The 25,614-nt window shown below is 69.8% G+C and carries 25 protein-coding genes and 2 pseudogenes; 6 read left to right on the top strand and 21 right to left on the bottom strand.

The window, feature by feature from the left end; translation table 11 throughout:
- The first annotated feature begins 60 nt into the window (after window positions 1–60).
- Together C8E84_RS00225 and C8E84_RS00220 are read left to right on the top strand one after the other, a co-directional pair.
- Window positions 61–1,044 (top strand): tyrosine-type recombinase/integrase, encoded by a 984-nt coding sequence (locus C8E84_RS00225; protein WP_246196692.1) that lies wholly within the window; start codon window positions 61–63, stop codon window positions 1,042–1,044.
- The gene (locus tag C8E84_RS00220; RefSeq protein ID WP_211675308.1) at window positions 1,041–2,948 is read left to right on the top strand and encodes a tyrosine-type recombinase/integrase; all 1,908 of its coding nucleotides are present in this window, start codon (window positions 1,041–1,043) and stop codon (window positions 2,946–2,948) included. Before C8E84_RS00225 ends, C8E84_RS00220 begins: the two co-directional genes overlap by 4 nt.
- A 14-nt stretch (window positions 2,949–2,962) precedes the next feature.
- Here the strand turns inward: C8E84_RS00220 and C8E84_RS18465 are convergent.
- The 8 genes and pseudogenes from C8E84_RS18465 to C8E84_RS00180 all read right to left on the bottom strand — a co-directional run.
- Window positions 2,963–3,247: pseudogene (locus C8E84_RS18465) on the bottom strand (transposase); the annotation flags it as partial.
- Window positions 3,248–3,409: 162 nt separating this feature from the next.
- Complete coding sequence (locus tag C8E84_RS00210; protein WP_159898475.1) at window positions 3,410–4,387, bottom strand: glycosyltransferase; 978 nt, start codon at window positions 4,385–4,387, stop codon at window positions 3,410–3,412.
- Window positions 4,384–5,421, bottom strand: a complete 1,038-nt coding sequence (locus C8E84_RS00205) for a glycosyltransferase (RefSeq protein WP_159898474.1) — start codon at window positions 5,419–5,421, stop codon at window positions 4,384–4,386. The genes C8E84_RS00210 and C8E84_RS00205 overlap by 4 nt, the downstream gene beginning before the upstream one ends.
- Window positions 5,418–6,074, bottom strand: coding sequence for an acetyltransferase (locus C8E84_RS00200; RefSeq protein WP_159898473.1), 657 nt, complete (start codon window positions 6,072–6,074; stop codon window positions 5,418–5,420). The genes C8E84_RS00205 and C8E84_RS00200 overlap by 4 nt, the downstream gene beginning before the upstream one ends.
- Window positions 6,064–6,714, bottom strand: coding sequence for a sugar transferase (locus C8E84_RS00195; protein WP_159898472.1), 651 nt, complete (start codon window positions 6,712–6,714; stop codon window positions 6,064–6,066). The genes C8E84_RS00200 and C8E84_RS00195 overlap by 11 nt, the downstream gene beginning before the upstream one ends.
- Window positions 6,704–7,858 carry a DegT/DnrJ/EryC1/StrS family aminotransferase gene (locus C8E84_RS00190; RefSeq protein WP_159898471.1) on the bottom strand — a complete coding sequence of 385 codons (1,155 nt, stop codon included), beginning with the start codon at window positions 7,856–7,858 and terminating at the stop codon, window positions 6,704–6,706. The genes C8E84_RS00195 and C8E84_RS00190 overlap by 11 nt, the downstream gene beginning before the upstream one ends.
- Window positions 7,855–9,147 (bottom strand): Vi polysaccharide biosynthesis UDP-N-acetylglucosamine C-6 dehydrogenase TviB, encoded by a 1,293-nt coding sequence (gene tviB, locus C8E84_RS00185; protein ID WP_159898470.1) that lies wholly within the window; start codon window positions 9,145–9,147, stop codon window positions 7,855–7,857. Before tviB ends, C8E84_RS00190 begins: the two co-directional genes overlap by 4 nt.
- Window positions 9,144–10,892 carry a polysaccharide biosynthesis protein gene (locus C8E84_RS00180; RefSeq protein ID WP_246196691.1) on the bottom strand — a complete coding sequence of 583 codons (1,749 nt, stop codon included), beginning with the start codon at window positions 10,890–10,892 and terminating at the stop codon, window positions 9,144–9,146. The genes tviB and C8E84_RS00180 overlap by 4 nt, the downstream gene beginning before the upstream one ends.
- 207 nt (window positions 10,893–11,099) lie before the next feature.
- On the opposite strand from C8E84_RS00180, the pseudogene C8E84_RS00175 reads away from it, so the two are divergent.
- From C8E84_RS00175 to C8E84_RS00165, 3 genes and pseudogenes are all read left to right on the top strand, one after another.
- Window positions 11,100–11,428, top strand: a pseudogene (locus tag C8E84_RS00175) (ArsR/SmtB family transcription factor).
- Window position 11,429: 1 nt separating this feature from the next.
- Window positions 11,430–11,912 carry an SRPBCC family protein gene (locus C8E84_RS00170; RefSeq protein ID WP_159898468.1) on the top strand — a complete coding sequence of 161 codons (483 nt, stop codon included), beginning with the start codon at window positions 11,430–11,432 and terminating at the stop codon, window positions 11,910–11,912.
- Between the two features lie 113 nt (window positions 11,913–12,025).
- Window positions 12,026–12,406, top strand: coding sequence for a VOC family protein (locus C8E84_RS00165; protein WP_159898467.1), 381 nt, complete (start codon window positions 12,026–12,028; stop codon window positions 12,404–12,406).
- A gap of 125 nt (window positions 12,407–12,531) precedes the next feature.
- On the opposite strand, the gene C8E84_RS00160 is transcribed toward C8E84_RS00165, so the two are convergent.
- The 3 genes from C8E84_RS00160 to C8E84_RS00150 all read right to left on the bottom strand — a co-directional run bounded on the left by C8E84_RS00160 (window position 12,532) and on the right by C8E84_RS00150 (window position 16,295).
- Window positions 12,532–13,647: a lycopene cyclase family protein gene (locus C8E84_RS00160; protein ID WP_211675305.1), complete on the bottom strand. Its 1,116-nt coding sequence runs from the start codon at window positions 13,645–13,647 to the stop codon at window positions 12,532–12,534.
- An 82-nt stretch (window positions 13,648–13,729) separates the two neighbouring features.
- Window positions 13,730–14,365 carry a response regulator transcription factor gene (locus C8E84_RS00155; RefSeq protein WP_343041283.1) on the bottom strand — a complete coding sequence of 212 codons (636 nt, stop codon included), beginning with the start codon at window positions 14,363–14,365 and terminating at the stop codon, window positions 13,730–13,732.
- 22 nt (window positions 14,366–14,387) lie between these two features.
- Complete coding sequence (locus tag C8E84_RS00150) at window positions 14,388–16,295, bottom strand: sensor histidine kinase (protein WP_159898466.1); 1,908 nt, start codon at window positions 16,293–16,295, stop codon at window positions 14,388–14,390.
- 151 nt (window positions 16,296–16,446) lie between these two features.
- Between C8E84_RS00150 and C8E84_RS00145 the strand changes: the two genes are divergently transcribed.
- Complete coding sequence (locus C8E84_RS00145; protein WP_048693726.1) at window positions 16,447–16,794, top strand: hypothetical protein; 348 nt, start codon at window positions 16,447–16,449, stop codon at window positions 16,792–16,794.
- Window positions 16,795–16,851: 57 nt separating this feature from the next.
- Here the strand turns inward: C8E84_RS00145 and C8E84_RS00140 are convergent, their stop codons facing one another.
- From C8E84_RS00140 to ileS, 10 genes are all read right to left on the bottom strand, one after another.
- Entirely contained in the window at window positions 16,852–17,124 is a 273-nt protein-coding gene (locus C8E84_RS00140) for a heme-binding protein (protein ID WP_159898465.1), read from the bottom strand.
- Window positions 17,125–17,208: 84 nt separating this feature from the next.
- Window positions 17,209–18,606, bottom strand: coding sequence for a dihydrolipoyl dehydrogenase (lpdA, locus tag C8E84_RS00135; RefSeq protein ID WP_159898464.1), 1,398 nt, complete (start codon window positions 18,604–18,606; stop codon window positions 17,209–17,211).
- Between the two features lie 87 nt (window positions 18,607–18,693).
- Window positions 18,694–19,116, bottom strand: coding sequence for a nucleoside-diphosphate kinase (gene ndk / locus C8E84_RS00130; RefSeq protein ID WP_159898463.1), 423 nt, complete (start codon window positions 19,114–19,116; stop codon window positions 18,694–18,696).
- Window positions 19,117–19,136: 20 nt separating this feature from the next.
- On the bottom strand, window positions 19,137–19,550 hold the full coding sequence (locus tag C8E84_RS00125; RefSeq protein ID WP_159898462.1) for a DUF4233 domain-containing protein: 414 nt from the start codon (window positions 19,548–19,550) through the stop codon (window positions 19,137–19,139).
- A complete protein-coding gene (locus C8E84_RS00120; protein ID WP_159898461.1) occupies window positions 19,547–19,816 on the bottom strand; it encodes a hypothetical protein in 270 nt (89 codons plus the stop codon). Before C8E84_RS00120 ends, C8E84_RS00125 begins: the two co-directional genes overlap by 4 nt.
- 30 nt (window positions 19,817–19,846) lie before the next feature.
- Window positions 19,847–21,241 (bottom strand): bifunctional folylpolyglutamate synthase/dihydrofolate synthase, encoded by a 1,395-nt coding sequence (locus C8E84_RS00115; RefSeq protein WP_246196690.1) that lies wholly within the window; start codon window positions 21,239–21,241, stop codon window positions 19,847–19,849.
- 170 nt (window positions 21,242–21,411) lie between these two features.
- On the bottom strand, window positions 21,412–21,549 hold the full coding sequence (locus C8E84_RS00110; RefSeq protein WP_159898460.1) for a hypothetical protein: 138 nt from the start codon (window positions 21,547–21,549) through the stop codon (window positions 21,412–21,414).
- A 17-nt stretch (window positions 21,550–21,566) separates the two neighbouring features.
- Window positions 21,567–21,860, bottom strand: a complete 294-nt coding sequence (locus C8E84_RS00105; protein ID WP_159898459.1) for a HigA family addiction module antitoxin — start codon at window positions 21,858–21,860, stop codon at window positions 21,567–21,569.
- A gap of 15 nt (window positions 21,861–21,875) precedes the next feature.
- Window positions 21,876–22,160 carry a type II toxin-antitoxin system RelE/ParE family toxin gene (locus C8E84_RS00100; protein ID WP_246196689.1) on the bottom strand — a complete coding sequence of 95 codons (285 nt, stop codon included), beginning with the start codon at window positions 22,158–22,160 and terminating at the stop codon, window positions 21,876–21,878.
- Between the two features lie 92 nt (window positions 22,161–22,252).
- Window positions 22,253–25,549 (bottom strand): isoleucine--tRNA ligase, encoded by a 3,297-nt coding sequence (ileS, locus tag C8E84_RS00095; RefSeq protein ID WP_159898458.1) that lies wholly within the window; start codon window positions 25,547–25,549, stop codon window positions 22,253–22,255.
- Window positions 25,550–25,614 lie beyond the last annotated feature (65 nt).

Genomic DNA, 25,614 nt, shown 5'->3' with positions numbered 1-25,614 from the left:
ACGTCTGATTTCGGGTCGTTCATGCCGTGCCTGGTGCGCCCGGTGGGTAGCGCGCCGAGCTTGGGTGATCCGCTGGTCGATGAGTACCTGAGGTTCACCGCGGCGCGGGTGCGGGCGAACACGTTGACGGCGCAGGCGTTCGACCTGAAGGTCTTCTTCACGGTGGTGCCCAAGACGCCGCAGCAGGTCACGGTCACGGACGTGCTGTTCTTCATCGAGGCCCAGCGTGCCCCTCGTCGTGGTGGCAACGTGATCCGCCTCGCCGATGGCGAGGCGGGCTTGGCCGCGTCGACGATCAAGCGACGGCTGGCCACGGTGTCCTCGCTGTTTGACTACCTGTTCTTGCGTGGGATCTGTGACCGCAATCCCGTTCCGCGCAGCCTGGGTGCACGTCATGCCCGACCTGACGGGCGAGGCCACGGCGGGCGGCGTGGGGCGCCGCTGGTGCGGGCACCGCGCAAGCTGCCGCGCGTGCTCGCGCCCGCGGAGGTGAGCGCCTTGACCGGGGCGCTGCGTACCGAGCGGGATCGGGCGATGGTCGCGTTGATGGTCCATGGTGGGCTGCGCCGGTGCGAGGTCCTGGGGCTGCGGTTCGAGCATGTGCAGGTCGGGGACCGGCGGGTGTTCGTCGCGGACGGCAAGGGCGGGCATCAACGCCTCGTCCCGGTCGCCGATGTCTTCTTCACCACCCTGGCCGCTTACCTGAGCAGTGAGCGGCCTACCGAGGCGATCCACGACCACGTCTTCGTGGTTCTGAAGGGACCCAACCGTGGGCGGCCGTTGACCGCGGCCGGGCTCGATGAGGTTATGGCCGGCGCCCGGGGCCGGGCCGGGCTGACGCATGCGTCCTGCCACGAGCTGCGGCACACCTGCTTCACCCGGCTGCGCGAGGCCGGGATGGCGCTCGAGGCGATCCAGGCCCAGGCCGGGCACGCCTCGATCGAAACCACCCGGGTGTACCTGCACCTGTCCAACGACTGGCTCGCCGGGGAGTACCAGCGGGCGATGGCCATCCTCGATGGCCTACACGAGGAGGAACCGTGAGCACCCCCGCGACAGCAGTCCACACCCCAACCCCTGACGAGACGGCCGTGCCGGTGCCGGTGCCGGTGCCGGTGCCGGTGCCGGTGCCGGTCGCGCTGTCGTTGGCGGCCGTGGCCCGCACCTACGTCCAAGCTGGGGCCACGCCCTGCGCGCGCCGGATCCGGCGTGCCGGAGTCGAAGCCTTCCGGCGCAGGTTCGGGGACCTGCAGGGCTGGCGCGCGGCGTCAGTGGCCGAGCGACGACAGGTCCGCACCGAGGTCGCCTCGTTCGCAGGGCGCGCCGTGATCGCCTGCGGTGTCGCGGTGGACGTCGACTTCGTCGTCGCCTCCGGCTGCCGATGGGGCAAGTACCTGCGCGACGCCTACCCGCAGCAGGCAGACACGTTCCAGGCGCAGGCCTGTTCACTTGGGTTCTGCGACAGAGAGATCGGCCGAATGTGGGCCTGGCTCGCGAAGATCTGCGTCGTCACCGGGACCAGCCCTCAAGGGCTAGCCGCGACGCAGTACCACCAGGTCAGGGCCGCAGTGCACGACACCGTCATCGCGCAGCGCGGGTACCGACCCCAGTCGCTGTCGACGCCTCTGTTCGGGCTCGACGCAGTGATGTTCCACCGCGGGCAGGCACCCGCCCCGGACATCCGGCGCCGCTGGAGCAGCCACCCCGCCAACGAGGTCGACTGGGACGACCTCACCTCCATGGCACCGGTCATGGTCACCACGATGCGCCGCTACCTGCACCAGTGCTCCCTGTCGCTGCGGGCATCCTCGGTGGCCCTGTTCGACACGACCCTGCGTCAGTTCGCGACCGCCCTGGTGGCCTCGGACCCGCCGGTCACCCGGGTGCGCGACATCAACCGTGAGCACGTCGAAGCATTCAAGGCGCAGTTGGCTGACCGGCCCGGCTACCGCGGCAAACCGTTGACGAAGACCACCCTGGGGATGCGGATGGGCCACCTGCACACCTTCTTCACCCGGATCATCGAGTGGGACTATGACGACGCCCCCACCCGGATCCCGGTGTACGGCACCGACCGGCCCCGCCTGGACAAGCCCCTGCCGAAGTTCCTCGACGACGCCCAGGCCGCCGCGTTCATCACCGCCGCCAAGAACCTGCCCGACCCGCTCGACCGGCTCATCGTCCTGGCCCTGGCCCGCACCGGGATGCGCCGCGGCGAGCTGCTCGGGCTCAGCGTCGACGCCGTCGTGCAGATCGGCACCGGGTACTGGCTACGCACCCCGGTCGGCAAGCTGCACACCGACCGGTACATCCCGCTACACCCCCAGCTGAAGGACCTGCTCGACGCGTGGATCGCCGCCCGCCCGGACTGGCAGGCCAGCACCGTGCTGCTGACCGAGCGAGGCCGCCCGATCCCACCGACCCGGGTCGACAAGGCCGTCCAGAAGGCCGCCACCGCAGCAGGGCTCGGGCACGTCCACCCGCACCAGTTGCGCCACACCCTGGCCACCCAGGCCATCAACCGCGGGATGAGCCTGGAAGCCATCGCTGCCCTGCTCGGTCACCACGACCTGTCGATGACCATGGTGTACGCCCGGATCGCTGACCGCACCGTCGCCGACGAGTACTTCGCCGTCACCAAGAAGGTCGAGACCCTGTACGCCACCAGCCGGCCCGCCGTGCTCCCCGACGACGCGGCCGGACCGGCCATGCACGCCCTTCGCGCCGAGGCCACCAAGCGGCTGCTCGGCAACGGCTACTGCACCCGCCCCCTGGAGCTCGACTGCCGCTACGAGACGATCTGCGAGTCCTGCACCATGTTCTTCACCACCATCGAGCACCGCCCCACCCTCCAAGCCCAACGCGACGACGCCGCCGCCAAAGGCCAGACCGGCCGCCGCGACGCCTACGAAGCCCTCCTCAAACGACTCGCCCCGACCCCCGCTTGACACCGATCACCCACATAAGCCGAAGCCGTCCTCAAGATGTGGTTGGCACGACGCAACTCGCGGTTCTCCCGCTCCAGCTCCGCCAACCGTTCCGCGTCGCTGGTCGTGGTGCCCGGCCGGGTGCCCCCGTCGATCTCGGCCTGTCGGACCCAGTTGCGTAGGGTCTCCGGATGCATTTCAAGCTGGCCGGCCGCGCGAGAGATCGCCCCTGACCTGGTCGCCGGGTCCTGCCTCAACTCCACAGCCATCCGCGTCGCGCGCTCACGCAACTCCTCGCCGTACTTCTTGGGTGCTGCCATAACTCTCATCCTCTATGGATTGAGAGCCTCCACCAGACCCGGGGCGATTCAGGTCACACTCAGACGCTGCACTGGAGGAGCAGAGTTGAGCCCGAGAGATACGAACTCGGAGACCGAGCGACTTCCCCAAGACCCAAGACGCCGGCCGCAAGTATGCGGCCCTCAGTTTGGGGACGCCGGGGCACGATCCTTGGCGGGATTGTGCCCCGGCTCAACTTGCCTCCCAGTCATCCCCCTCAACCCGTGGACAGCACCACGCAGAGGAACGAGCCACTCCGACAGCGGACGACGAGCGCGGGCCAGAGCCACTGTGCCCTTTAAGCCTCCGGCCGCGACCACGACGGCGGTCGCCAGCCCACACTGCGTTCGAGCGATCAGTACCGCGTTCCGCACGGAGTAGTACCGACGCCAGGCGGCAACGTTGCGCGACGTCCTCAGGCGCGATCCGTCGAGTCCCGTGCGCTGATGAAACTCGCGTTCGGCCAGCCACATTCCTCCGTCAACGTATTGGGAGTAGCCCGCCCGCCGAAGGCGAAGCCCGTATTCGAGCTCTTCGAATCCGAAGAACAGCCGCTCATCGAAGACACCGGCCTCTCGCAGTACCGCACACCGAAACATGGGGAGCTGACCTCCACCGATGTAGTCGACTGCGACCGGTCCGTGCAACTCGGCATCCTTGACGCGCCGGGTGATCCCGCGTCTGAAGTCATACCGGGCGCCCACCATCCCGATCGCTGCGGTTCGGACATCTTCGCTGTGCCGCCGATGACCGAAGTCCCAGAGCCGCTCGAGTACGTCGAGGGTGCGCGGCGGGTCATCGTCGTCAAACAGGACCAGCCAGTCGTCGTCGCCTGCCTCCTTGAGGATCTCCTTCATCCCTATCGATATGCCGCCCGCGGGACCCAGGTTGGATCCCGAGTCGACGTAGACGGCCCCCGCTGCTTCAGCCGCCACTCGGGCGCTGTGGTCCGATCCGTTGTCCACCACGACGAGACAATCAACTGGTCGGGTCTGGGCAGCAATCTGAGCCAACGTCGTGACGAGCGTGTCTGGCCGGTGGAAGGTGACGATGACCCCCCAGAGCTTCGCATTGGGCCCAGAAGCCCCGTCACCAAGCTGCCCAGGGAACTGGTCGCTCATCCTACGCCTCCTGCTGAGTCCACCATCCGTCGAATCACGACCTCCGGACGGAGATACTGCTCCCAATAGCGCCGAGCAGACTCCTCAAGACGCCGACGGTACTCCCGATCCTCGCACAAGCGATCAATGGCCGCGAGGATGGAATCCTCCGACCCATCGACCACGTGGACGTGCTCGCCCGGGCGGAAATCGCCTGGCATCGTGCGCCCAAGAGGCGTTGAGATGATGGCTTTTCCGAGCGCCAGGAACTCCCCCAGCTTCCAGCCCAAGCAGTCGTGGACGGCAGGCGTGTTGAAGACGAAAGTCGACTTCTTCGTCCTGCGCAGATACTCCCTATGGTCGACGGGCGTGTCCAGCCGGTAGGAGGTGTAGGCCTCTGGGAGGTCCACCCTGCTTCGAAACCCGCCGGTGAGGGCGAGGCTTGGCCTTCGCCGCACTGCGCGGACAAAGCGCAACCTACGCTCGTTGGCGGCCGGGGCGTTGTTCCAATAGTTCGCAATGAAGAAGACCTCGTGCTCAGCGCTCAGGGAGGGACCAAAGTCGCTGAGGGGTGCTCGATCTCCGTGGTCCCGCAGGTAGTCGCGGAGCATGGCCGGCACTCGGGACGGGGCAGCCATCGCGCCCGACCGAAGGACGAAGGAGGCAAGCGACGGCCGGGATCGCCACGGAAGCCCGAAGCTCGGGCCGATCGGAATGACTTTGGGCGAGTACGAGATTGCGGGATCGACGTTGACCTGACCCACGACATCGGCCCAAGCCACGACGGCTGGGTCGACGACTGCGAAGTCGTTGGCCGCGATGAAGAGCCGCAGCCCATCAGGGAGGATGACTGCCATACCCTCCTTGGGATCCCTAAGCTCCGGAAACCCTTTGGTCCTCAGTTTCGGCGTCCGACCGTAGACGGCCCCGAGGCCATCCAAGTAGTAGCGGTAATACCGAGGGCTCACGACGGGGTGAACCCACAGGTCGCCCGACGCGCGCCGCCGCGCGAACGGCGAAGACCATGTGTCCGCGTGCGAAGAGAAGTCAGTCACGTTCGGTCCCACTGGCCCGGCACACCCTTGACGACCGCAGCATCTGGGACGTCACGCGTGACGACGGACCCGGCTCCGACGATGGTGCCTTCGCCGACACTCAGGCCTTGGAGGATCGTCGCGCTCGCGCCCACGAGCGTCCCCCCGCGGATGATCACCTCACCCGAGACGACGGCACCGGGGTTGACCGAGACGAAGTCGCGGAGAACTGAATCGTGCCCGATCGTCGCGTTCGGGTTAATGTGGACGTGGCGACCGAGGCGAGCGTTCGTCGAGATCGCCGCCCCCGCGCAGACGACGAGCCCCTCCCCTGTGGCGACACGGCTGCCGAACGTCGCGCTGGGGTGGACTGCCGTGAACGGTCGCGCCCCGGCCTCGTCGAGCCGAACGGCCACCCGTCGCCGCACCTGCGGACGGCCGATCCCGAGCACGTACCTCGCCATGGGCTCGCTCGCAACGAGCCAGTCATCGACGGTGCCAAGGTAGGCGACACCGCGCGCCGCGAGCCGCCCCAGGTTCAGCTCGGAGGGCCCGTCGTCCACCACCCCGGCCACATCGACAGGGGACCCGGCCTCAGCCATGGCCTCCAGCACGTCGAGGCACTCCCGCCCGAACCCCGACGCACCGATGACGACGACTTGCTCAGGCGACATCGTGACCCATCGGGCTCGAGGTGGACCCGAGGAACGGGCTCATGGTCGCCTCGCCCTCGCCGCTGATCCCCCGCCGCCCGAGCACTGACCGGACCGTGCGCAGCAGGATCTCCAGGTCGAGGCGCAGGCTCCGCCGGCCCACGTACTCCACATCCAGGGCGAACTTCTCCTCCCAGGACAGGCCATTGCGACCCGACACCTGCGCCAACCCCGTCACCCCGGGGCGTACCTCATGGCGCCTGGCCTGCTCGGGGCTGTAGCGCGGAAGGTACTCCACGAGCAACGGACGCGGCCCGACCAGGCTCATGTCGCCCTTGAGCACGTTCCACAGGGTGGGCAGCTCGTCCAGACTCGTGGAACGCAGGAACCGACCTACGGAGGTGAGGCGGTCGGCATCCGAGACGTGAGTGGCGTCCGGATGCCGCATGGTGCGGAACTTCACGAGCTCGAAGATTACCCCGTCGCGACCCGGGCGTGGCTGGCGGAAAACCACGGGGCGCCCGTGGGCGACGCGCACCACCCCGGCGGTCACCAGCTGCACCGGTGCGCTGACGAGGAGACCCGTGGCGCTCACGACGACGTCCACGCCCCGCTTGAGCGCGTCGTAGCGCCGTCGGCGCCGTGCCTGCTCAGCATCCAAGCGAACCTCCGAGGAATCGCCGGATTGTGTCGTGCACCCGTTCAACCTGCTCGTCGTCGAGCACCGAGCCGCTCGGGAGCGAGAGCCCGGTCGCGAACAGCCGCTCGCTCGTGCCGTCGACGACCGCTCGCGCCGCCGAGAAGGCCGGCTGGAGGTGCATCGGCTTCCACAACGGCCGGGCCTCGATGTCGGCCGCGGCGAGCGCCTCGCGCAGGTCGTCGGCACGGAAGCCGGCCACCGCCGGGTCCACGAGCACCGACGTCAGCCAGATGTTGTCCCTGGTCACGTCGCCGGCGCCTCCAGAGGGCTCACCGAAGACGCTGACCCCGGGGACGTCGGCGAACAGCTCGCGGTAGCGCGCCCGGTGCAGGCGGCGCCGCTCGACCATCTCGTCGAGGCGGCCCAGTTGCGCCCGGCCCAGGGCGGCCAGCAGGTTGGACATCCGGTAGTTGTACCCGACCTCGGTGTGCTCGTAGTGCACGACCGGCTGGCGCGCCTGGGTCGCGAGGTACCGCACGCGCAGGGCCACGGCCTCGTCGTCGGTTAGCAGCGCGCCACCCCCCGAGGTCGTCATGACCTTGTTGCCGTTGAAGGAGACCGCCGCCACCTGCCCGTAGGACGCGGCGGGCCGTCCGGCGAGCGTGGCGCCGAGGGACTCCGCGGCATCCGAGAGCACGGGCACGCCGTGCTGCGCGGCGAGCGCGTCGATCCGCTCGTGGTCGACGACCTTCCCGACCAGGTCGACGGGGACCACCGCCGACACCGGGATGCCGTCCGCGGTCACCCGCTCGAACGCCTCGGCCAGAAGGTCGGGGCTCATGTTCCCCGTCCCGTCGCAGTCGACGAAGACGGGCTCGGCCCCGGTGTACGTGATCGCGTTGGCCGTCGCGGCGAAAGTCATCGTCGAGGTGAGGACCGCGCTGCCGGGCCCCACGCCCAGCGTCAGCAGCCCCAGGTGCAGTGCCGCCGTCCCCGACGACAGCGCCACGGCGTGCTCCCGCCCGCAGTAGGCCGCGAGCTCTTCCTCGAACGCGTCGACCTCGGGGCCAAGGGGCGCCACCCAGCCTGAGCGGATCGCCCGCACCAAAGCTCGCTCCTCGGCCTCGGTCACGTCAGGGGACGAGAGGTGGATGCGCTCGCTCACAGGCGCAGGTCCGAGTCGTCCCGGTCCAGGACGTACTTGAGGTCGTACAGCACGTGAGCCTCGGGCGTGCCGAGCTCGCGAATGCGCGCGGCCCCCATATCGGCGAACTGGCGGTGGGCGACGGCGATCACAATGCCGGCATACGCCCCCGGCTCCGGTGTGGGGACCAGGTCGACCTCATAGTGGTCCTTTGCCTCCTGCGGGTCGGCCCACGGGTCGAGCACGTCCACCGCGATGTCGTAGTCCTCGAGCTCGCGGATGATGTCGACGACGCGGGAGTTGCGCAGGTCGGGGGTGTTCTCCTTGAAGGTCAGGCCGAGCACGAGCACCCTGGAACCCTGCACGGGGATGCCGTCCTTCGTCATCCTCTTGACGAGCTGAGACGCGACGTAGCCGCCCATCGAGTCATTGATCCGCCGGCCCGCGAGGATGATCTCGGGGTGGTACCCCACGGCCTGCGCCTTGTGGGTGAGGTAGTACGGGTCGACCCCGATGCAGTGACCCCCGACGAGGCCGGGGCGGAAGCCCAGGAAGTTCCACTTGGAGCCGGCGGCGAGCAGCACGTCCTCGGTGTCGATGCCGAGCCGGTCGAAGAGCACCGCGAGCTCGTTGATGAGGGCGATGTTGACGTCGCGCTGGGTGTTCTCGATGACCTTGGCCGCCTCGGCGACCCGGATCGACGGCGCGCGGTGCGTGCCGGCCGTGATGATCGTGCGGTAGAGGTCGTCGACGAAGTCGGCCACTTGGGGTGTGGACCCCGAGGTCACCTTGACGATGGTCGGCAAGCGGTGCTCCCGGTCGCCCGGGTTGATCCGCTCCGGGCTGTAGCCCACGAAGAAGTCACGGTTGAACGTCAGCCCGGAGACCGCCTCGAGCACCGGCACGCACCGCTCCTCGGTGGCGCCCGGGTAGACGGTCGACTCGTAGATCACGACGTCACCCGCGCGCAGCGTGTGGGCGATCGCCTCCGTCGCGGACAGGACCGGGGTGAGATCGGGCTGATTGTGCTCGTCGATGGGCGTCGGCGTCGTGACGATGTAGACGTTCGCCGGCGCCATGTCGGCCGGGTCGTCGGTGAAGCGCAGGCGCGACGCCTCCGCCAGCTCGTTCGGGGGGACCTCGAGGGTGTGGTCGTGGCCGTCGCGCAGCTCCTTGACGCGGGCGCTGTCGATGTCGTGGCCGATCACCTCACGAAGCCTGCCGAACTCGACGGCGAGCGGAAGCCCGACGTACCCCAGCCCGACGACCGCGACGACGGCATCCCCCACGGCGCCGAGCGGCGTACTCACGGCGACCCGTCCGCGGGCCCGGCGTCGGCGCGCTGCGGAATGGCACTGTCCGCCATCTGCTGCCGGAGGAGGTCGCCGAGGTGGTCGTGTGCGGCGTCGTCGACAAGGACCTCGACGGGGTCCAGCGACGGCACCGAGACCTGGGTGATCAGGGGGTGCTCGCTCGGCGTGCCCTGCTCGGTGCCGCTGAGCAGCACCTCGTGCAACTTCTCGCCCTGCCGCAGCCCGGTGTACTCGATGGCGATGTCGCGCTGGGACTCGGAGATGAGCCGACGGGCGACGTCGACGATGCGCACCGGCTCGCCCATGTCGAGCACGAGGACATCGCCCGGCTGGCCGATCGCGCCGGCCTGGAGCACGAGCTCGCACGCCTCGGGGATGGTCATGAAGAAGCGCGTGACGTCGGGGTGGGTGACCGTGACGGGACCACCGCGCTCGATCTGGGCCCGGAAGGCGTCGAGCACCGACCCGCGCGAGCCGAGGACGTTTCCGAAGCGGACCGAGAGGTAGGGCAGACCGGTCTCGAGGGCGTACCAGGCGGTGAGCCGCTCGGCGAGGCGCTTGGTCTGGCCCAGCACGCTCGTCGCGTCGGCGGCCTTGTCCGTGGAGATGTTGACGAAGTGACCCACGCCGCTCTCCCTCGCGCAACGGAGCACGTTGAGAGAGCCCACGACGTTGGTCTTCCAGCCCTCCTCCGGGTACCGCTCGAGCATCGGGAGGTGCTTGAGGGCGGCGGCATGGAAGACGACCTCGGGCCGGTGCCGGGCGAAGACGCGGCCGAGCGCCGCATCGTCGCGAATGTCACAGAGCACGAGGTCGTCGCTGTCGAGCAGACCCGAGCCGTAGAGCAGAAGTTGGACAGCGTGCAGCGCCGACTCGTCGCGGTCGAGCAGGACGAGGCGAGACGGCCCGAGTAGCCGCACCTGCCGTGCCAGCTCCGAGCCGATCGACCCACCGGCCCCGGTGACGAGCACGACCTTGGCGTTGACGAGGTCGGCGATCTCGGACAGGTCGGTCTCCACGGGTCGGCGACCGAGGAGGTCTGCGACGTTGAACCCGCGCAGCTTGTCGAGGTCGACGCGCCCGTCGATCATCTCGCGAACCGGCGGGACGACGACGAGCTTCAGACCTGCCCGGGCACACCTGTCGGCCAGCTCCTGGATGAACCTGGGCTCAGCTTGGGTGATGGCGAGGATCACGACCTCGGCGTCGGTCCTTCTCGCGACGTCGACGAGGTCCGGGCCCCGGCCCAGGACACGCTGCCCGTGGACCCGCAGGTACCGCTTGCCCGGGTCGTCGTCGATGAACCCGACGACGGAGTAGGAGGCCTGATCGGAGGTCGCGAGGAGACGTGCCACCTGGTGGCCCGCGTCCCCCGCCCCGTAGATGACGGCTGGGACCGAGCCGACGACGTTCCCGTGGTGCGAGTCCGCGACCGCCGTGCGGAACACCCAACGGCCTGCCGCCATGATGATCAGCGCCAGCGTCGGGATGACCAGCGCCGCCCCACGGGAGAACACCGGCTGGGTCAGGATGAAGATGGCTGCCGACAGCGCACTGACCCCGCCCACGATGACGCCCAGGAGGGTGACCTCGTCGAAGCTGCCGAGCCGGCTTCGGCCGAGGTACAGGTGGAACTTGAAACCCGCGGCGACCTGAAGCGCAATCGCCAGCCCGGTGTAGAGGAGGACGCCCTGCCAGACCCGTTCGGAGAGCGTCAGGTCGAAGCGGAGGAGGAAGTACACCAGCGCAGCCAAGACCCACGACAAGGCATCCCAACCCACGACAGCGACACGTTTGACGACGACGGACGACACCTGACCTCTCCCCCTGCTAGCGAACAGCGAAGCCCCCATCGTAGCGACCCGCGAGACCGTTCGAACCAGACGAACGGCTGATGTCAGATCCGCCACACTTGACAACATGCAACCGTTCGGTTGTACATCAATCTCGTGAGCGAAAGCGACGAGGGGCGGGCGGACGCGGTGTTCCACGCGCTCTCCGACCGCACCGGCGCGACATCCTGCGCCGCGTCCTGGCCGGGGAGCGCTCGATCACGACCCTGGCGGCGAGCTATGACATGAGCTTCGCCGCCGTCCAGAAGCACGTCGCCGTCCTCGAACGCGCCGGGCTGCTCACCAAGCGACGTCATGGTCGCGAGCAGCTGGCCAGCGGCGACGTGGTGGCGGTCCGCTCCGTCGCCTCGATGCTCGACGAGCTCGAGGACGTGTGGCGGGGTCGGATCGCCCGTATCGATGACCTACTGCGCAAGGAGACCTGACATGCCCGTCACCGACATCACCACCGACGTCGAGAACCGCACCCTCACCATCACGGCGGAGTTCGCGGCCCCCGTTGCCCGCGTCTGGGCGATGTACGCCGACGCCCGCCAGCTCGAGCAGGTCTGGGGTCCGCCCGAGTACCCCGCGACCTTCGTCGACCACGAGCTTCGCGCAGGCACTCGCACGACCTACTACATGACCTCACCGGAGGGCGAGAAGTTCGCCGGCTACTGGGACATCACCGAGGTCGTGGAGCCCCAGCGCTTCGCGTTCCTCGACGGGTTCGCCGGCGACGACCTCGTCCCCAACCCGGCCCTGCCCGTCTCCTCGAACGTCTACGCGTTCGAGGAGGTCGAGGGTGCCACCCGGGCGGTGTTCACCGGCACGTACGAGACCGCCGAAGGGCTGCAGACCGTCCTCGACATGGGCGTCGTCGAAGGATCGACGTCCGCGATCAACCAGATCGACGCCTTCCTCGCCTGACCGGCGGACGGGTGGTCCATGGTCAATTGGGGCCATGGACGACCCGCGAGGGGGTCCCTACGCTCGAAGGGGCCGACCGGACGACGGTCGCCCGGCCCGCCCGTGGAGGAACCATGCTCGGCGACCACGACAGCATTGCCGTCATCGCGGTGAACGACCTGGACCGCGCCCGGACGTTCTACGAGGGGGTGCTGGGCCTCACCAGCCCGCGAGACGTGCCCGAGGGCGTCGTCTACACCGCCGGCTCGACCGTCTTCCTCGTCTACCCGTCCTCGTTCGCCGGGACGAACAGGGCCACGGCGATGTCGTTCCAGATCGCCCCTGACGAGTTCGACGCCGAGGTGCAGACCCTGCGCAAACGGGGTGTCACGTTCACGACCTTCGAGGCCGAGGGCTTGGCCTGGGCTGACGGGGTCGCGTCGTACGGCGGCTTCAAGAGTGCCTGGTTCGAGGACCCGGACGGAAACGTCCTCAACGTCGAGACCGGCGTGTAGCGACAGCGGTTTCGTCGTTGGCGCGCAGTGGTGGCAGCACGGCCGGGACGACGAGCCGTCGACGCAGCCGCCACCCGGACACCGCGAACAGCCCTGCCATGGTCCGGATCGTCCCCGGCAGGTCCTCACGACCGGTGAGGTAGTCCCACCGCTGCTGCTCGGGAAGCTCGAAGAAGACGTCGAAGAACCCCGGAACCTCGTTCGGCGGCATCCGCAGCAGGGCCTCGAGCCCGATCCGACGAAAGCCGTGAACTGCCTTCGCCTGAGGGGGCCAGACTACGTCGCGCGCGGCCGCGAGCGGCCTCGGGCCCGGCGTCGGGCCCGGCGTCGAGGTGAGCGACAACGGCATCCGCGACCGGTCCGGCCAGCCGGAGGGCTGCGGCGAGGCTGAAGCCGGTCGCCGGGTGCACCAGCGGCGCGGCGGCACCGAACCCGAGCACCCCGGGGCTGTCGTGCCGCGGGTGGTCGACCGGGAAGCGCACGGTCTCGGTGCGCGCGTCGGGAGGGACTCGGATGCCATGGCGCGCCAGGCGCGCGAGCAGGCGCCGCCTCAGGACCGGCACCGGCAGGCCGGGGCGGCGCGCGAGCGAGGTCTCCACGAGCAGCACCTCTCCACCGCCGACGGGGATGCCGTACAGGAACGTCGGCCAGCCGCCCTCGCCGTGGTCGGGCCGCCAGTCCATGAAGAGCGCCTCACCCGAGGGGACGAGCGGTGCCGCCACCTCGGCAGGCACGACGACGCCGTAGGCCGTCTGCTCGGCCTCGGCCCGCGCGGGCCGGCCGGGGCGCCCCGGCCGGCGGCCGCCGAGTGGCTGCCAGCGACCGGCCGCGTCGATGACGACGGATGCCGTGAGGTCGCCGCCGCCCTCCAGCGCCACGCGCCCAGGACCGGGCGAATGGGTGGCGCGGGCGGCGTGGACGACGACGTCGGCGAGGCGCTCGTCGAGGTGGCTCCGCAGGGCGGGCACGTCGAAGACCGCGTACTGCCAGCCGAGGGCATGGGTGCGGTGAGCCACCGCCCGGCCCCGGGCGCGCGCCGCGACCACCGACGCCGGGAGGTCCACGGGAAGCTCGGCCGCCCAGCACCCGTAGGTGGCCGTGAAGGGCCGGTCGGGCTGCGGGTCGACCAGCGCGGTGCGCAGTCCCCGACCGGCACATTCCCCCGCGACGGCGCGGCCGGCGGGACCGCCCCCGATGACGAGTACGTCGAGCCGCGGGGTCGAGGTCGCAGGGTGGGCCATGCGGTGACGGTAGACACCGCGTGCCGGGCCGGGCAAGGCGGCCCCCTCCCAGGCGCCGTCGGGGGCGGCCCGCACATCCGTCTCACGGCCGGGAGTTGGCCTCCAGAAAGGCCAGGACTGCGAGCACACGACGGTTGGTGTCCCCGTCGTCCGGGAGGCCGAACTTGGTGAACACGGCCCGCATGTGGGCCTCGACCGTCCGATCGGACACCCGGAGCTGGTCGGCGATGCGGGCGTTGGACAGCCCTTCGGCCACGAGGGCGAGCACCTCACGCTCGCGCACGCTCAGCCCGACGACCGACGGTGCGGACTGGCCGCTCACGAGCGCCTGGACGACGACGGGGTCCAGGGCCACTCCCCCGTCGGCCACGCGGCGCAGGGCACGGTCGAAGTCGTCGAGGTGCAGGACGCTCTCCTTGAGCAGGTATCCGAATCCCGGCCTCCCGAGCAGGGGCAGGCAGTGCCGCAGCTCCACGTGCTGGGAGAGCAGGAGCATGCCGGTCCCGGGCCACGCCGACCTGAGCTCGACTGCCGCCACGGCGCCGTCGTCGGTGCCACCGGGCGGCATCCGCACGTCGACGACGGCGAGGTCGGGCTCGTGCTCGGCAACGGCAGAACGCAACAGCACCGCATCGCCGACTGCTGCGACGACGTCGTGGCCGGCGTCCTCGAGCAGTCGCACCAACCCCTCTCGGAACAGGACCGAGTCATCTGCCACCACGATGCGCAGGCCCCGCACGTCAGATCACCGCCCGCACGGTCGTGCCCCGGCCCGCGACGCTCTCGACCGAGAGCTGGCCCCCCACGGATGCCACGCGGTCGCGAAGGGAGGCCGGTCCGTCCACGGGCGCGCCTCCGACACCGTCGTCACGCACCTCCACCGCGATGCGGTCCCCCGATGACCCGACCTCGACGTCGATGCGGCGTGCGCGGGCGTGCTTCAAGGCGTTCGCGACGGCCTCGGAGACGACGAGGTAGGCGGTGACGGTGCGCGTCTCGTCGGCTGGTGGAAGATCACCGACGACCAGGTCGACGGGCACCGGGCTCGCGGCCCGCACGGCCTCCAGTGCCGGCCCGAGTCCGTCGTCCAGGCGCGCCGGTCGCACCCCGTGAGCCAGGCGCCGCAGCTCTCGGACGGTCTCCTCGAGGTCCGCGACGACCGTGTCCACCTCCGCCGCCAGAACGGGGTCCAGATCGCGCTGCAGCCTACGCAGCCGCATCCCCGTCGCGACGATCTGCTGCTGGGCGCCGTCGTGGAGGTCCCTCTCGAGACGCACCCGCTCCTCGGCAACGGCTTCGACGAGGCGGGCCCGGCTGGCCTCCGCCTCGGCCACGGCGCCACGGAGCCCGAGGCGCAGCCGGCTGACCTCGATGGGCACCCAGGCGGCGGTCGCGAGGTCGGCGACCCGACGCCGAGCCCGGGCGGTGTCGTGGTCGAGGTGGATTCGGGCGATGGGGACACCACCCGAGGCGACCGTCACCCCATACGGCTCGGGAACCTCGACGCCCTGCGGGTCGACCCAGGCGCCGTCGACCCTCACGAGCGCCAGGGTCAGGCCCGGGTCGCGCTGGGCCGTCCGTAGCACCGCCTGCACCTCTTCGGGCTCTCGGTGGCCTGCCCGCACGTCAGCCGCGAAGCGCTCGACCCCGGCCACGGCGACGTGACGGTCATGGTCCACCACCGCGCCGACGACCGACGAGATCCAGCGGTGCACGGGCAGCAGGAACAAGGCTGTGACGAACGCGGCCGTCACCGTCGTCACCTCGCTGGTGGCACCCACGGCCCGGCTCGTGACGAGCACGACCGCACCGAACAGCGCAGCCGACGCGAACGCGGTGACAAGAGCAGACACGGTGTCACCCAGCAGGCGGTCGACGTCGAACAGGTCGTGTCGCAGGATCGCGACGCCCACGGCTGCCGGCACCAGCACGACGATGGCGACGAGGTGGGGTGTGTACGCGAGCGCCAGCGGCGCCCCGAGGCCTTCCGCGACCCAGCCCGCGACCAGGAGGGCGGCAGCCACGACGCCGGCAAGGGCCAGCCACCTGACCTGCAGACGGCGCCGCTCGTCACCGTGGCGATAGGTCTGCATCACCGACGCGACCCCGAGGCCGACGCACGTGGCCACGAGGGCAAGGCCCACGATGACCGCGACGACACGAGCCGGCCCTGACGGGGCGCCGACCACCTCGCCCCCGACCTGGCGGCTGCCCCACAGGGCGAACACGGTGGCCCCCGTCGCCGAAAGGAGGAGTACCGGGACTGCCCTCCACGGCCACCCGGGGCGTCGGCCGTCCGGGAAGACGAGCAGGAGGGCGACCAGACCCGCGACGTTGAGCGGCCAGATGCCGACGGAGATCGCCTGCGCGAGAGAAGCCCCCGGTGGCAACGAAGCGCCCTCAGCCGACTGCGCGAGCGCCTCGACGAGCACGACCGTGAGCGGGGCCGCAGCGCACCAGGCCATGGCCGGGCCGACAGCGGACGTCGGCTGCTCCCGCACCACCACGAACCCGACCCCGACCGCCGCGAGGGAGAGAACACCGGCGAGGACGTCGGCCGTCGATCCCGTCGCCACGCCGACGACGACCGTCGCCAGAACGACGACGGCTGCCAAGGCCGTGCACACCCGCACGGTTCGGGCCCGCATCTGGACATGGTGACACGCACCAGTGCAGAGCGGATCAGGGTCAGCACGTACGGCACATCCGGACCGACGCTTCGCGGCTGCGCGGATGCCGTCGCCCACCCGCCGGCGCGATGGTCGTCAGGTCCGCACTTCCATCCCATCGGAGGCCGTCATGATCCTCGTCTACACCGTGCTCCTCGCACTCCCCATCGGTCTGCTCGTCCACCGCCGACCCACGGCTATCCTCACCTACCTCGCCGTCGGCTCCTGGATCTTCACGTTCCAGTCCACGAGCCTGGTGTTGTCCTGGCTGGCCCACGAAGGGCGGTCGGCCTTCGGCCCGTTCCCGTCGGCCTTCCCAGCCGTCCACGACTCGGTCGAGCTCTACGGGTACGCCGCTGTCAACCTCGTCATCGTCGCCGTGGGGGTCGGCCTCGTCGTCCTCGGCGGGCGCCTGCGCACCCGACGTGCGCGCAAGAGCTCGGCGGCTGCACCGGGCGAGGCCGTGGCTGTCGGGTGAGGCCCGGCACCCGGCACCCGGACGGGTGGCGTCCGGCCCGGCGCGCTCGCCACGGACCTACCCGCCGGGACCCTCCTGGGAGGCGCGAGACACGTCCTGGACGACCTCGTTGCGCCGGAGGAACCACGGCTTGAACGGTGGGTCGAACCGGGCGAACCGAGGTGGCCCGACAGGTGTGAACCCGGCCGCGACCACGGCATCCTGCAGCTCATCGAGGTGGTGTTCATAGGCGGAGCGGGTCCACCGTCCGCGGTAGGCCACCGCGGCGGCCACCCGCTCGGGAACGGCCCGGACACGCACGTCCGGGTTGGTCGGGACCGAACCCGTCACGCTGCTCGATCACCTCGTACGGCTGCTGCTCGGTCACCCCACCGACGTCACGCCAGTCGCCTGGGTGGACCCGCCCGGGGTCGGTCAGAAGTTGATCATGTGGCCGACGATGCCCTCGACGGCCTCCTTGACGGCCTCGGACAGGGTCGGGTGCGCGAAGACGTTGCGGGCGACCTCGTCCGCGGTGAGGTCCCACTTCTGGGCCAGGGTCAGCACGGGAAGCAGCTCGGTGACGTCGGGGCCGATCATGTGCGCGCCGAGGATCTCGTTGTGCGTCGCGTCGGCGACGACCTTGACGAAGCCGACGGCGTCGCCCAGGCCCATGGCCTTGCCGTTGGCCGTGAAGGGGAAGGTCGCCGTCTTGACGTCGTACCCCTTCTCCTTGGCCTGCGCCTCGGAGTAGCCGAACGACCCGATCTGCGGGTGGCAGTACGTGGCGCGCGGGATGAAGTCGTAGTCGATCGGCATCGTCTCTGCACCGGCCAAGGTCTCGGCGGCGACGATGCCCATCGATTCGGCGACGTGCGCGAGCATCATCTTCCCCGTGCAGTCGCCGATGGCGTACACGTTGGGGACGTTGGTGCGGCAGTACTCGTCGATGTCGATGACGCCGCGCTCGGTGACGGCGACGCCCGTGGACTCCAGACCGTAGCCGTCGACCCGCGCGGCGAACCCGATCGCCGACATGAACTTGTCGGCCTCGAGCACCTGCTGCTCACCACCGGCCGCCGGGGAGACGGTGACCCGCACCCCCGAGCCGGTGTCCTCGACGGCCTCGACCTTCGTGGAGAGCATGACCTTGACACCGAGCTTCTTGTAGTGCTTGGCGAGCTCCTTGGAGATGTCGGCGTCCTCGGTGGGCACCATGCGGTCGAGGAACTCCACGATCGTCACGTCGACCCCGAAGTTCTTCATGACGTAGGCGAACTCGACGCCGATCGCCCCGGACCCGGCGATGATCATCGAGCCGGGCAGGTTCGGGTCGAGGATCTGCTCCTCGTAGGTGACGACGTTCTGCGAGACGGTGACCCCGGGCAGCATCCGGGTGGTCGCACCGGTGGCGATGATGAGGTGGTCGAAGGTCAGCTGGCGGCTCGAGCCGTCGTTGAGCGCGACGTCCATCGAGGACGGGCCGGTGAGGGTGCCCCAGCCGTCGATCTCCTCGATCTTGTTCTTCTTCATGAGGAAGTGCACGCCGCGCACGATGCCGTCGGAGACCTGGCGCGAGCGCTGGTGGGTGGGCCCGTAGGACATCGTGGCGTCGCCCTCGATGCCGTACTTCTTCTTGTCGTGCGTGAGCAGGTGGGCGAGCTCGGCGTTCTTGATCAGCGCCTTGCTCGGGATGCACCCGACGTTGAGACACACCCCGCCCCAGTACTTCTTCTCGACGACCGCGACCTTCTTCCCGAGCTGGGACGCGCGGATCGCCGCGACGTAACCACCAGGACCTGCACCGAGCACCACGACGTCGAAGTCAGCCATGGCTCTCACCCTATCCGCCACGGACGGCGAACGACACTGCGGATGCCGTGGCACGGCATCCGCGCCGACGTTGGCGGGGTGGGTGGGTCAGAGTTCGGGGAACCAGATGCCGACCTCGCGCGCGGCCGACTCGGGCGAGTCCGAGCCGTGGACGATGTTCTTCTGCACCTTGGCGCCCCAGTCGCGCCCGAGGTCACCGCGGATCGTGCCGGGAAGGGCGGCCGTGGGGTCGGTGGCACCGGCCAGGGCCCGGAAGCCGGCGATGCACTGCTCACCCTCGATGACGACGGCGGTCACCGGCCCGGAGGACATGAACTCGACGAGCGGCTCGAAGAACGGCTTGCCCTCGTGCTCGGCGTAGTGGGCGTGCAGGCGCTCGAGGTCGGGGGTCACGACCTGGAGGGCGACGAGGCGGTACCCCTTGGCCTCGATGCGGCGCAGCACCTCACCGGTGAGGCCGCGGGCGAAACCGTCGGGCTTGACAAGGACGAGGGAGCGTTCGGTGGTCACGCACCCACCCTAGTCGGCCCTCAGGCCGCGTCAGGTGCGGGTTCGCCGGCTTCTGACTGCTCACGCTCGGCGACGATCCGGTCGACCTTCATCCCCTGCACGAGCAGCAGCAGCCACAACGCCGTGAAGACGAGCGCGACGCCGATCATCGCCGTGACGACCACGGCGCTGGCCCAGGTGAGGGCCTGGACGATCCAGCCGAGGGTGATGCCGTAGGGCCGGCGGATGAGGCCCGATGCGACGAGGGCGAGCAGGGCCAGCCCCAGCCCGATCCACAGGAGGCGCTCCCCCTCCTGCGGGCGTCCGGCGGCGATCGCATTGCCACGGGCGACCAGGGCGAAGAACGACAGGATGATCGACTGTCCGAACAGGGTGATCGCGAGCAGCCGGAAGGTGAACTTTCCCTGACGGCCGTAGAACGGGAGTCGGGTCATCCGCCGGCCTTCCAGCGCCGGGTCTCCACGGCGGCCTTGCACTGGGCCAGCCCGGCCCCGGTCGCAGCCCGGTAGTGCTTGATCGCCGCGACCAGCTCACCGCGCGAGAGCGCCGCGTCGATGGTCTGCTGCACCTCGGGGGCAAGCTCGTCGACCGGCGTGAACGTCGTCCCGGTAGTGCCCCGGCTGGCGCGCACCGAGGTCACGACCCACCAGACCAGCACCGCGGCGGCGACGATGAGCAGCAGCTTGAGGAGCGGGGACATGTCCCCAAGGGTAAGCGCCCCGCCGTGCGGTCAGACGGCGGTGGTGCCGAGCAGCATCCGCACCTCGGCCGCGGTGACGACCGACCCGGTGGCAAGCACTCCCCCGCTGACGCCGCCATCGGCATCCGCCATCCCGGCCGCGACGTCCAGCGCGTCCGGCAGCTCCTCGACGACCGTGACCCGCTGCTCCCCGAACACCTCGGCCGCGAGCTCCCCGAGCTGGCGGGGCGTCATCGCCCGTGGCGAGGTCGTGCGGGTGACGACGACGTCGTCGAGCACCGGCTCGAGCGCCTGGAGCACCCCGAGGGCGTCCTTGTCCTTCATCACGGCGATGACCCCGACGAGGCGGGCGAAGGTGAACGACTCGGTGATGGCCCTGGCCAGCACCTCGGCACCCGCGGGGTTGTGCGCGGCGTCGACGAGCACCGTGGGGCTGCGCCGCACGATCTCCAATCGCCCGGGGGACTCGGCGGTCGCCAACCCTGCCCGCAGCACGTCGATGTCGAGCGGCTGCTCTCCCCCGCCGAGGAAGGCCTCGACCGCGGCGATGGCAACCGCCGCGTTCTGCGCCTGATGGGTCCCGTGCAGCGGCAGGAACAGGTCCTCGTACTCCGCGGCGAGCCCACGCACCGAGATCTGCTGGCCACCGAAGGCGACGTCGCGCGCCGTGACCCCGATGTCGACCCCCTCGGCGACGATCCGGGCACCCACCTCGGCGGCCCGCGCACTCAGCACGTCGACGGCATCCGGCTCGGGTTGCACGGCCATGACCGTGATCGCGTCGGGCTTGATGATCCCGGCCTTCTCGGTCGCGATGAGCTCGATGGTGTCGCCGAGGAAGTGCTGGTGGTCCAGCCCGATGGGCGTGATGACGCTGACCGGCGCGTCGATGACGTTGGTGGCATCCCAGGCACCCCCCATGCCCACCTCCATGACCGCGACGTCGACGGGCAGGTCCGCGAAGGCGGCGTAGGCGACGGCGACGATGACCTCGAAGTACGTCATCGCCGGCCCGCCGTCGATGATCGAGCGGGCGTCGACCATCTCGACGAACGGGATCACCTCGTCGTAGGCCGCGAGGAACCTCTCGGCGTCGATGGGGCGCCCACCGATGGCGATGCGCTCGGTCATCGAGTGCAGGTGCGGTGAGGTGAAGCGCCCGGTGTTCAGACCGAGCTCGCGCAGGAGGGCCTCGATGATCCGCGACGTGCTCGTCTTGCCGTTGGTCCCCGTGACGTGGATGACGGGGAAGGTGCGTTGCGGGTCGCCCAGCAGCTCCATGACGGCGCGGATGCGGTCGAGTGAGGGCTCGAGGTCGTGCTCGGGCGCCCGGGAGAGGATCGAGGCCTCGACCTCGCGCATCCGGCGGGTCAGGTCGAGCTGGTGCGCGGCATCGCGCTGGGCGGCATCGGGTGCGGGGCTCACCGGCCCATTGTCGCTGACTCCGGTGCGCAGCGGTCACACGACGGAGGTGGCCCCCAAGCGACCTCTCCCGTCCAGTCGGTGTCCGGCGTACCGGCCCCCGTGGTTCTCCACGACGACGGTGTACGTGCCGGGCTGGGCCCAAGGAACAGGGAACTTTCACCGCATGCCGGTCAGCGCCTCACGATCCGCAGGCGGGCGGGGAAGCGCTCGCCCACGGTCACCTCGGTGACGTCCGCGGTATCCCGGTCGAGGGCGTCGGGGTCCGGCGTCACCGACAGGTGGCAGGCGGTCGGCAGGCGACGGTGCACGCACGCGTAGCGGTGCCCTAACTGACCAGACTCTCGATGCGGTTCAGGTCATCCTCGTGGGTGTCGTGTTCGACTTCGATGTCGTAGTCGGCCTGGATGTTGATCCAGAAGCGCTCGCTGGTCCCAAGCGCGCGGGAGAGTCGCAGGCCGGTTTCCGTGGTGATACGTCGCCTGCCGCGGACGATCTCCCCGATGCGGGTCTGACTCAGGCCGGTTGCCTGCGCCAGCCGGTACTGGCTGATCTCCAGCGGCTCGAGGAACTCGGTGCGCAGGATCTCTCCCGGCGTGATCGGGTCGTGTGCCTTGGTCATCGCATTGCCTCCCTTCTAGTGGTAGTCGACGATCTCGACGTCGGTTGGCCCGCCCGCGGTCCAGGTGAAGCAGATGCGGAACTGGTCGTTGACTCGGATCGAGTGCTGACCGGCTCGGCTTCCGGTCAGCTTCTCCAGGCGGTTGCCCGGCGGAACGCGCAGATCGCCCAACGTGCCGGCCGCGTTGAGGAGCCGAAGCTTCTTCTGCGCGGCCCGTTGGATGTCGGTGCCAAGCCGGGCGACGTGTTTGCGGCGCCAGACCTTCTCTGTGTTCGCATCGGCGAAGGACTGGATGGCCACTCCCAGACGCTATCGCATCTCGATAGTATCGCCCAGCGAGGGCATGCGTCCATCTGGAGGTATGCACGCGCACAGCTCGTCGGAACGACGAGTCAGCGCACGGTGATCCTCAGGCGTGCCGGGAAGCGCTCGCCGACGGTCACCTCGGTGACGTCCGCGGCATCCGGGTCGAGGGCGTCGAGGTCGGGGGTCACCGACAGCTGCTCGGCCAGCGTCTCGCCGCTCAGCAGGTCGCGGTGGTTCAGCACCGACCGGTAGACGAACTCGGCACCGGTGACCTCGAGCGAGATCCGGTCCGAGACCTCGAGGCCTGCGTCCCGGCGCGCCTGCTGCACGGCCCGCACCAGGTCACGGGCGGTGCCCTCCATCTCGAGCTCGGGCGTGACGTCGGTGTCGAGCACGACGAATCCGCCACCGGGCAGCATGGCCGTGGCGTGCGACCCGGCCTGCTCGGCGTCGACGACCGTCTCGACGACGTACTCACCCTCGACGAGCGCGAGCCCGCCCGAGGTCACGGTGCCGTCCTCGGCCACCGTCCAGTCCCCCGTCTTGCTGCCCTTGATGGCCGTCTGGACGTCCCGGCCCAGGCGTGGCCCGGCGGCCCGGGCGTTCACGACGAGGCGCTGGCTGATGCCGAAGTCGGACCCGTGGGCGTCCGCGACGTCGAGCACCGTCACGGCCTTGACGTTGAGCTCGTCGGCGATGATGCCGGCGAACGGCGCCAACCCGTCCGGGGCCGCCGTGACGACGGTGAGCTCGGGCAGCGGCAGGCGCACCCGCAGCTTCTCCGCCTTGCGCAGCGACGAGCCCGTCGAGCACACGGCGCGCACGGCATCCATCGCGGCGACGAGGTCGTCGTCAGCCGGCAGCGCGGCGGCATCCGGCCAGTCGGCCAGGTGCACCGAGCGACCGCCGGTGAGCCCGCGCCAGATCTCCTCGGTGACCAGGGGCAGGAGCGGGGCCGACACCCGGGTCAGCACCTCGAGCACCGTGTAGAGCGTGTCGAAGGCGGCCTCGGTGGCCGAGGAGTCGCCGGAACCGCTGTCCCAGAAGCGCTCGCGCGACCGGCGGATGTACCAGTTGGTCATCACGTCGACGAACTGGCGCACCGACTCGCAGGCACCCGGGATGTCGTAGGTGTCCATCTGGCCCTGCACCGTCTCGACGAGCCCACGCAGCGTGGCGAGCAGGTAGCGGTCGAGCGGGTCGGTGGAGGCGGTCGACCACGTCGCGGTGTACCCCGCTCCCCCGTTCGCCGCGTTGGCGTACAGGCTGAAGAAGTACCAGCTGTTCCACAGCGGGATGAGCACCTGGCGCACCCCCTCGCGGATGCCCTCCTGCGTGACGACGAGGTTGCTGCCGCGCAGGATGCCGCTCGACATGAGGAACCAGCGCATCGCGTCGGCGCCGTCGCGGTTGAACACCTCGCTCACGTCGGGGTAGTTCTTCAGCGACTTGCTCATCTTCTGGCCGTCGGAGCCCAGGACGATGCCGTGGCTGACGCACGAGGAGAACGCGGGCCGGTCGAACAGTGCGGTCGCGAGCACGTGCAGCGTGTAGAACCAGCCGCGGGTCTGCCCGATGTACTCGACGATGAAGTCGCCCGGGAAGTGGTGCTCGAACCAGTCCGCGTTCTCGAACGGGTAGTGGACCTGGGCGAAGGACATCGAGCCCGAGTCGAACCACACGTCGAGCACGTCCTCGACCCGGCGCATCGTGGAGTTGCCGGTCGGGTCGTCGGGGTTGGGCCGGGTCAGGTGGTCGACGAAGGGGCGGTGCAGGTCGGGCTCGCCGTGCTCGTTCAGCGGTAGGCACCCGAAGTCGCGCTCGAGCTCGGCGAAGGAGCCGTAGACGTCGATGCGCGGGTACGCGGGGTCGTCCGAGCGCCAGACCGGGATCGGGCTGCCCCAGAACCGGTTCCGCGAGATCGACCAGTCGCGGGCGTTCTCCAGCCACTTGCCGAACTGGCCGTCCTTGACGTGCTCGGGCACCCAGGTGATCTCCTGGTTCAGCTCGACCATGCGGTCCTTGAACGCCGTCACCTCGACGAACCACGACGACACCGCCATGTAGATGAGGGGCTCGCGGCAGCGCCAGCAGTGCGGGTAGCTGTGGTCGTATGTCTCGCGGTGCACGAGCACGGTGCCCGGCGTGACCGAGGCGTGCTCCCCCTCACCGTGGGTGGCGGCCTTGAGGTGCTCGATGATGAGGGCGTTGGACTCGAAGACGTGCAGGCCCTCGTAGTCGTTGACCGGGAACGTGAAGCGGCCGTCGGGGCCCACGGGCACCACCGGGGCGATGCCGTGCTGGTCGGTGAGCTGCTTGTCCTCCTCACCGAAGGCGGGGGCGATGTGGACGATGCCGGTGCCGTCGTCGGTCGTCACGTAGTCGGCCGCGAGCACGACGTGGGAGTTCGGGTGGCCGGCGTAGTACGAGAACGGTGGCGTGTACGACCGACCGACCAGGTCAGCCCCGGTGAGCCGCTCGACGACCCGCTCCGCGGCATCCGCACCGAGCTCGCGCGTGTAGGCAGTCAGGCGCGCCTCGGCGAGCACGTACCGCTCGGTGCTCCCGGTCGGGCCCTCGGACTCGACGACGACGTAGTCGATGTCGGGGCGCACGGCCATCGCGAGGTTGCTCGGCAGGGTCCACGGGGTCGTCGTCCAGATGAGGGCGAGCTCGCCGGTCTCGAGGCGGTAGCCCACGGTGACGGCCGGGTCCTGCCGGTTCTTGTAGACCTCCTCGTCCATGCGCAGCTCGTGGTTGGACAGCGGCGTCTGGTCGTTCCAGCAGTACGGCAGGCAGCGGAAGCCCTCATAGACCAAGCCCTTGTCGTACAGGATCTTGAACGCCCAGAGCACCGACTCCATGAACGTCGGGTTGAGCGTCTTGTAGTCGTTGTCGAAGTCGACCCAACGGGCCTGGCGGGTGACGTAGTCCTGCCACTCCCCCGTGTACGTCATGACCGACTCGCGGCACTTGGCGTTGAAGGTCTCGATCCCGATCTCGAGGATCTCGTCCTTGGTCTTGATGCCGAGCTGGCTCATCGCCTCGAGCTCGGCGGGCAGGCCGTGGGTGTCCCAGCCGAAGCGGCGCTCGACGTGCTTGCCGCGCATCGTCTCGTAGCGGGGAACGATGTCCTTGACGTAGCCGGTCAACAGGTGGCCGTAGTGCGGCAGGCCGTTGGCGAAGGGCGGGCCGTCGTAGAAGACGAACTCGTTGGCGCCGTTGACACCGGCCGGGCGCTCCTCGACCGAGGCGAGGAAGGTGTTGTCCTTCGCCCAGTAGGCCAGGACGGCCTCCTCGATCTGCGGGAAGCGCGGGCTCGAGGGGACGCCGAAGGCGGCGCCGGTGTGCTGGCCGGTCGTGGAGACCGTGGGATAGGTCATGGGTCTTCGTGCTCCTGCGGGTCGTCAACTCGAAATCTCTGGACGAGGACGAACGTGAGTCCCGC

It is taken from the genome of Ornithinibacter aureus, from assembly GCF_009858245.1.
In the GTDB taxonomy this organism is placed as follows: domain Bacteria; phylum Actinomycetota; class Actinomycetes; order Actinomycetales; family Dermatophilaceae; genus Fodinibacter; species Fodinibacter aureus.
The sequence above is the reverse complement of the archived record's forward strand: the minus strand, read 5'-3'. Positions and strand labels throughout refer to the sequence as shown.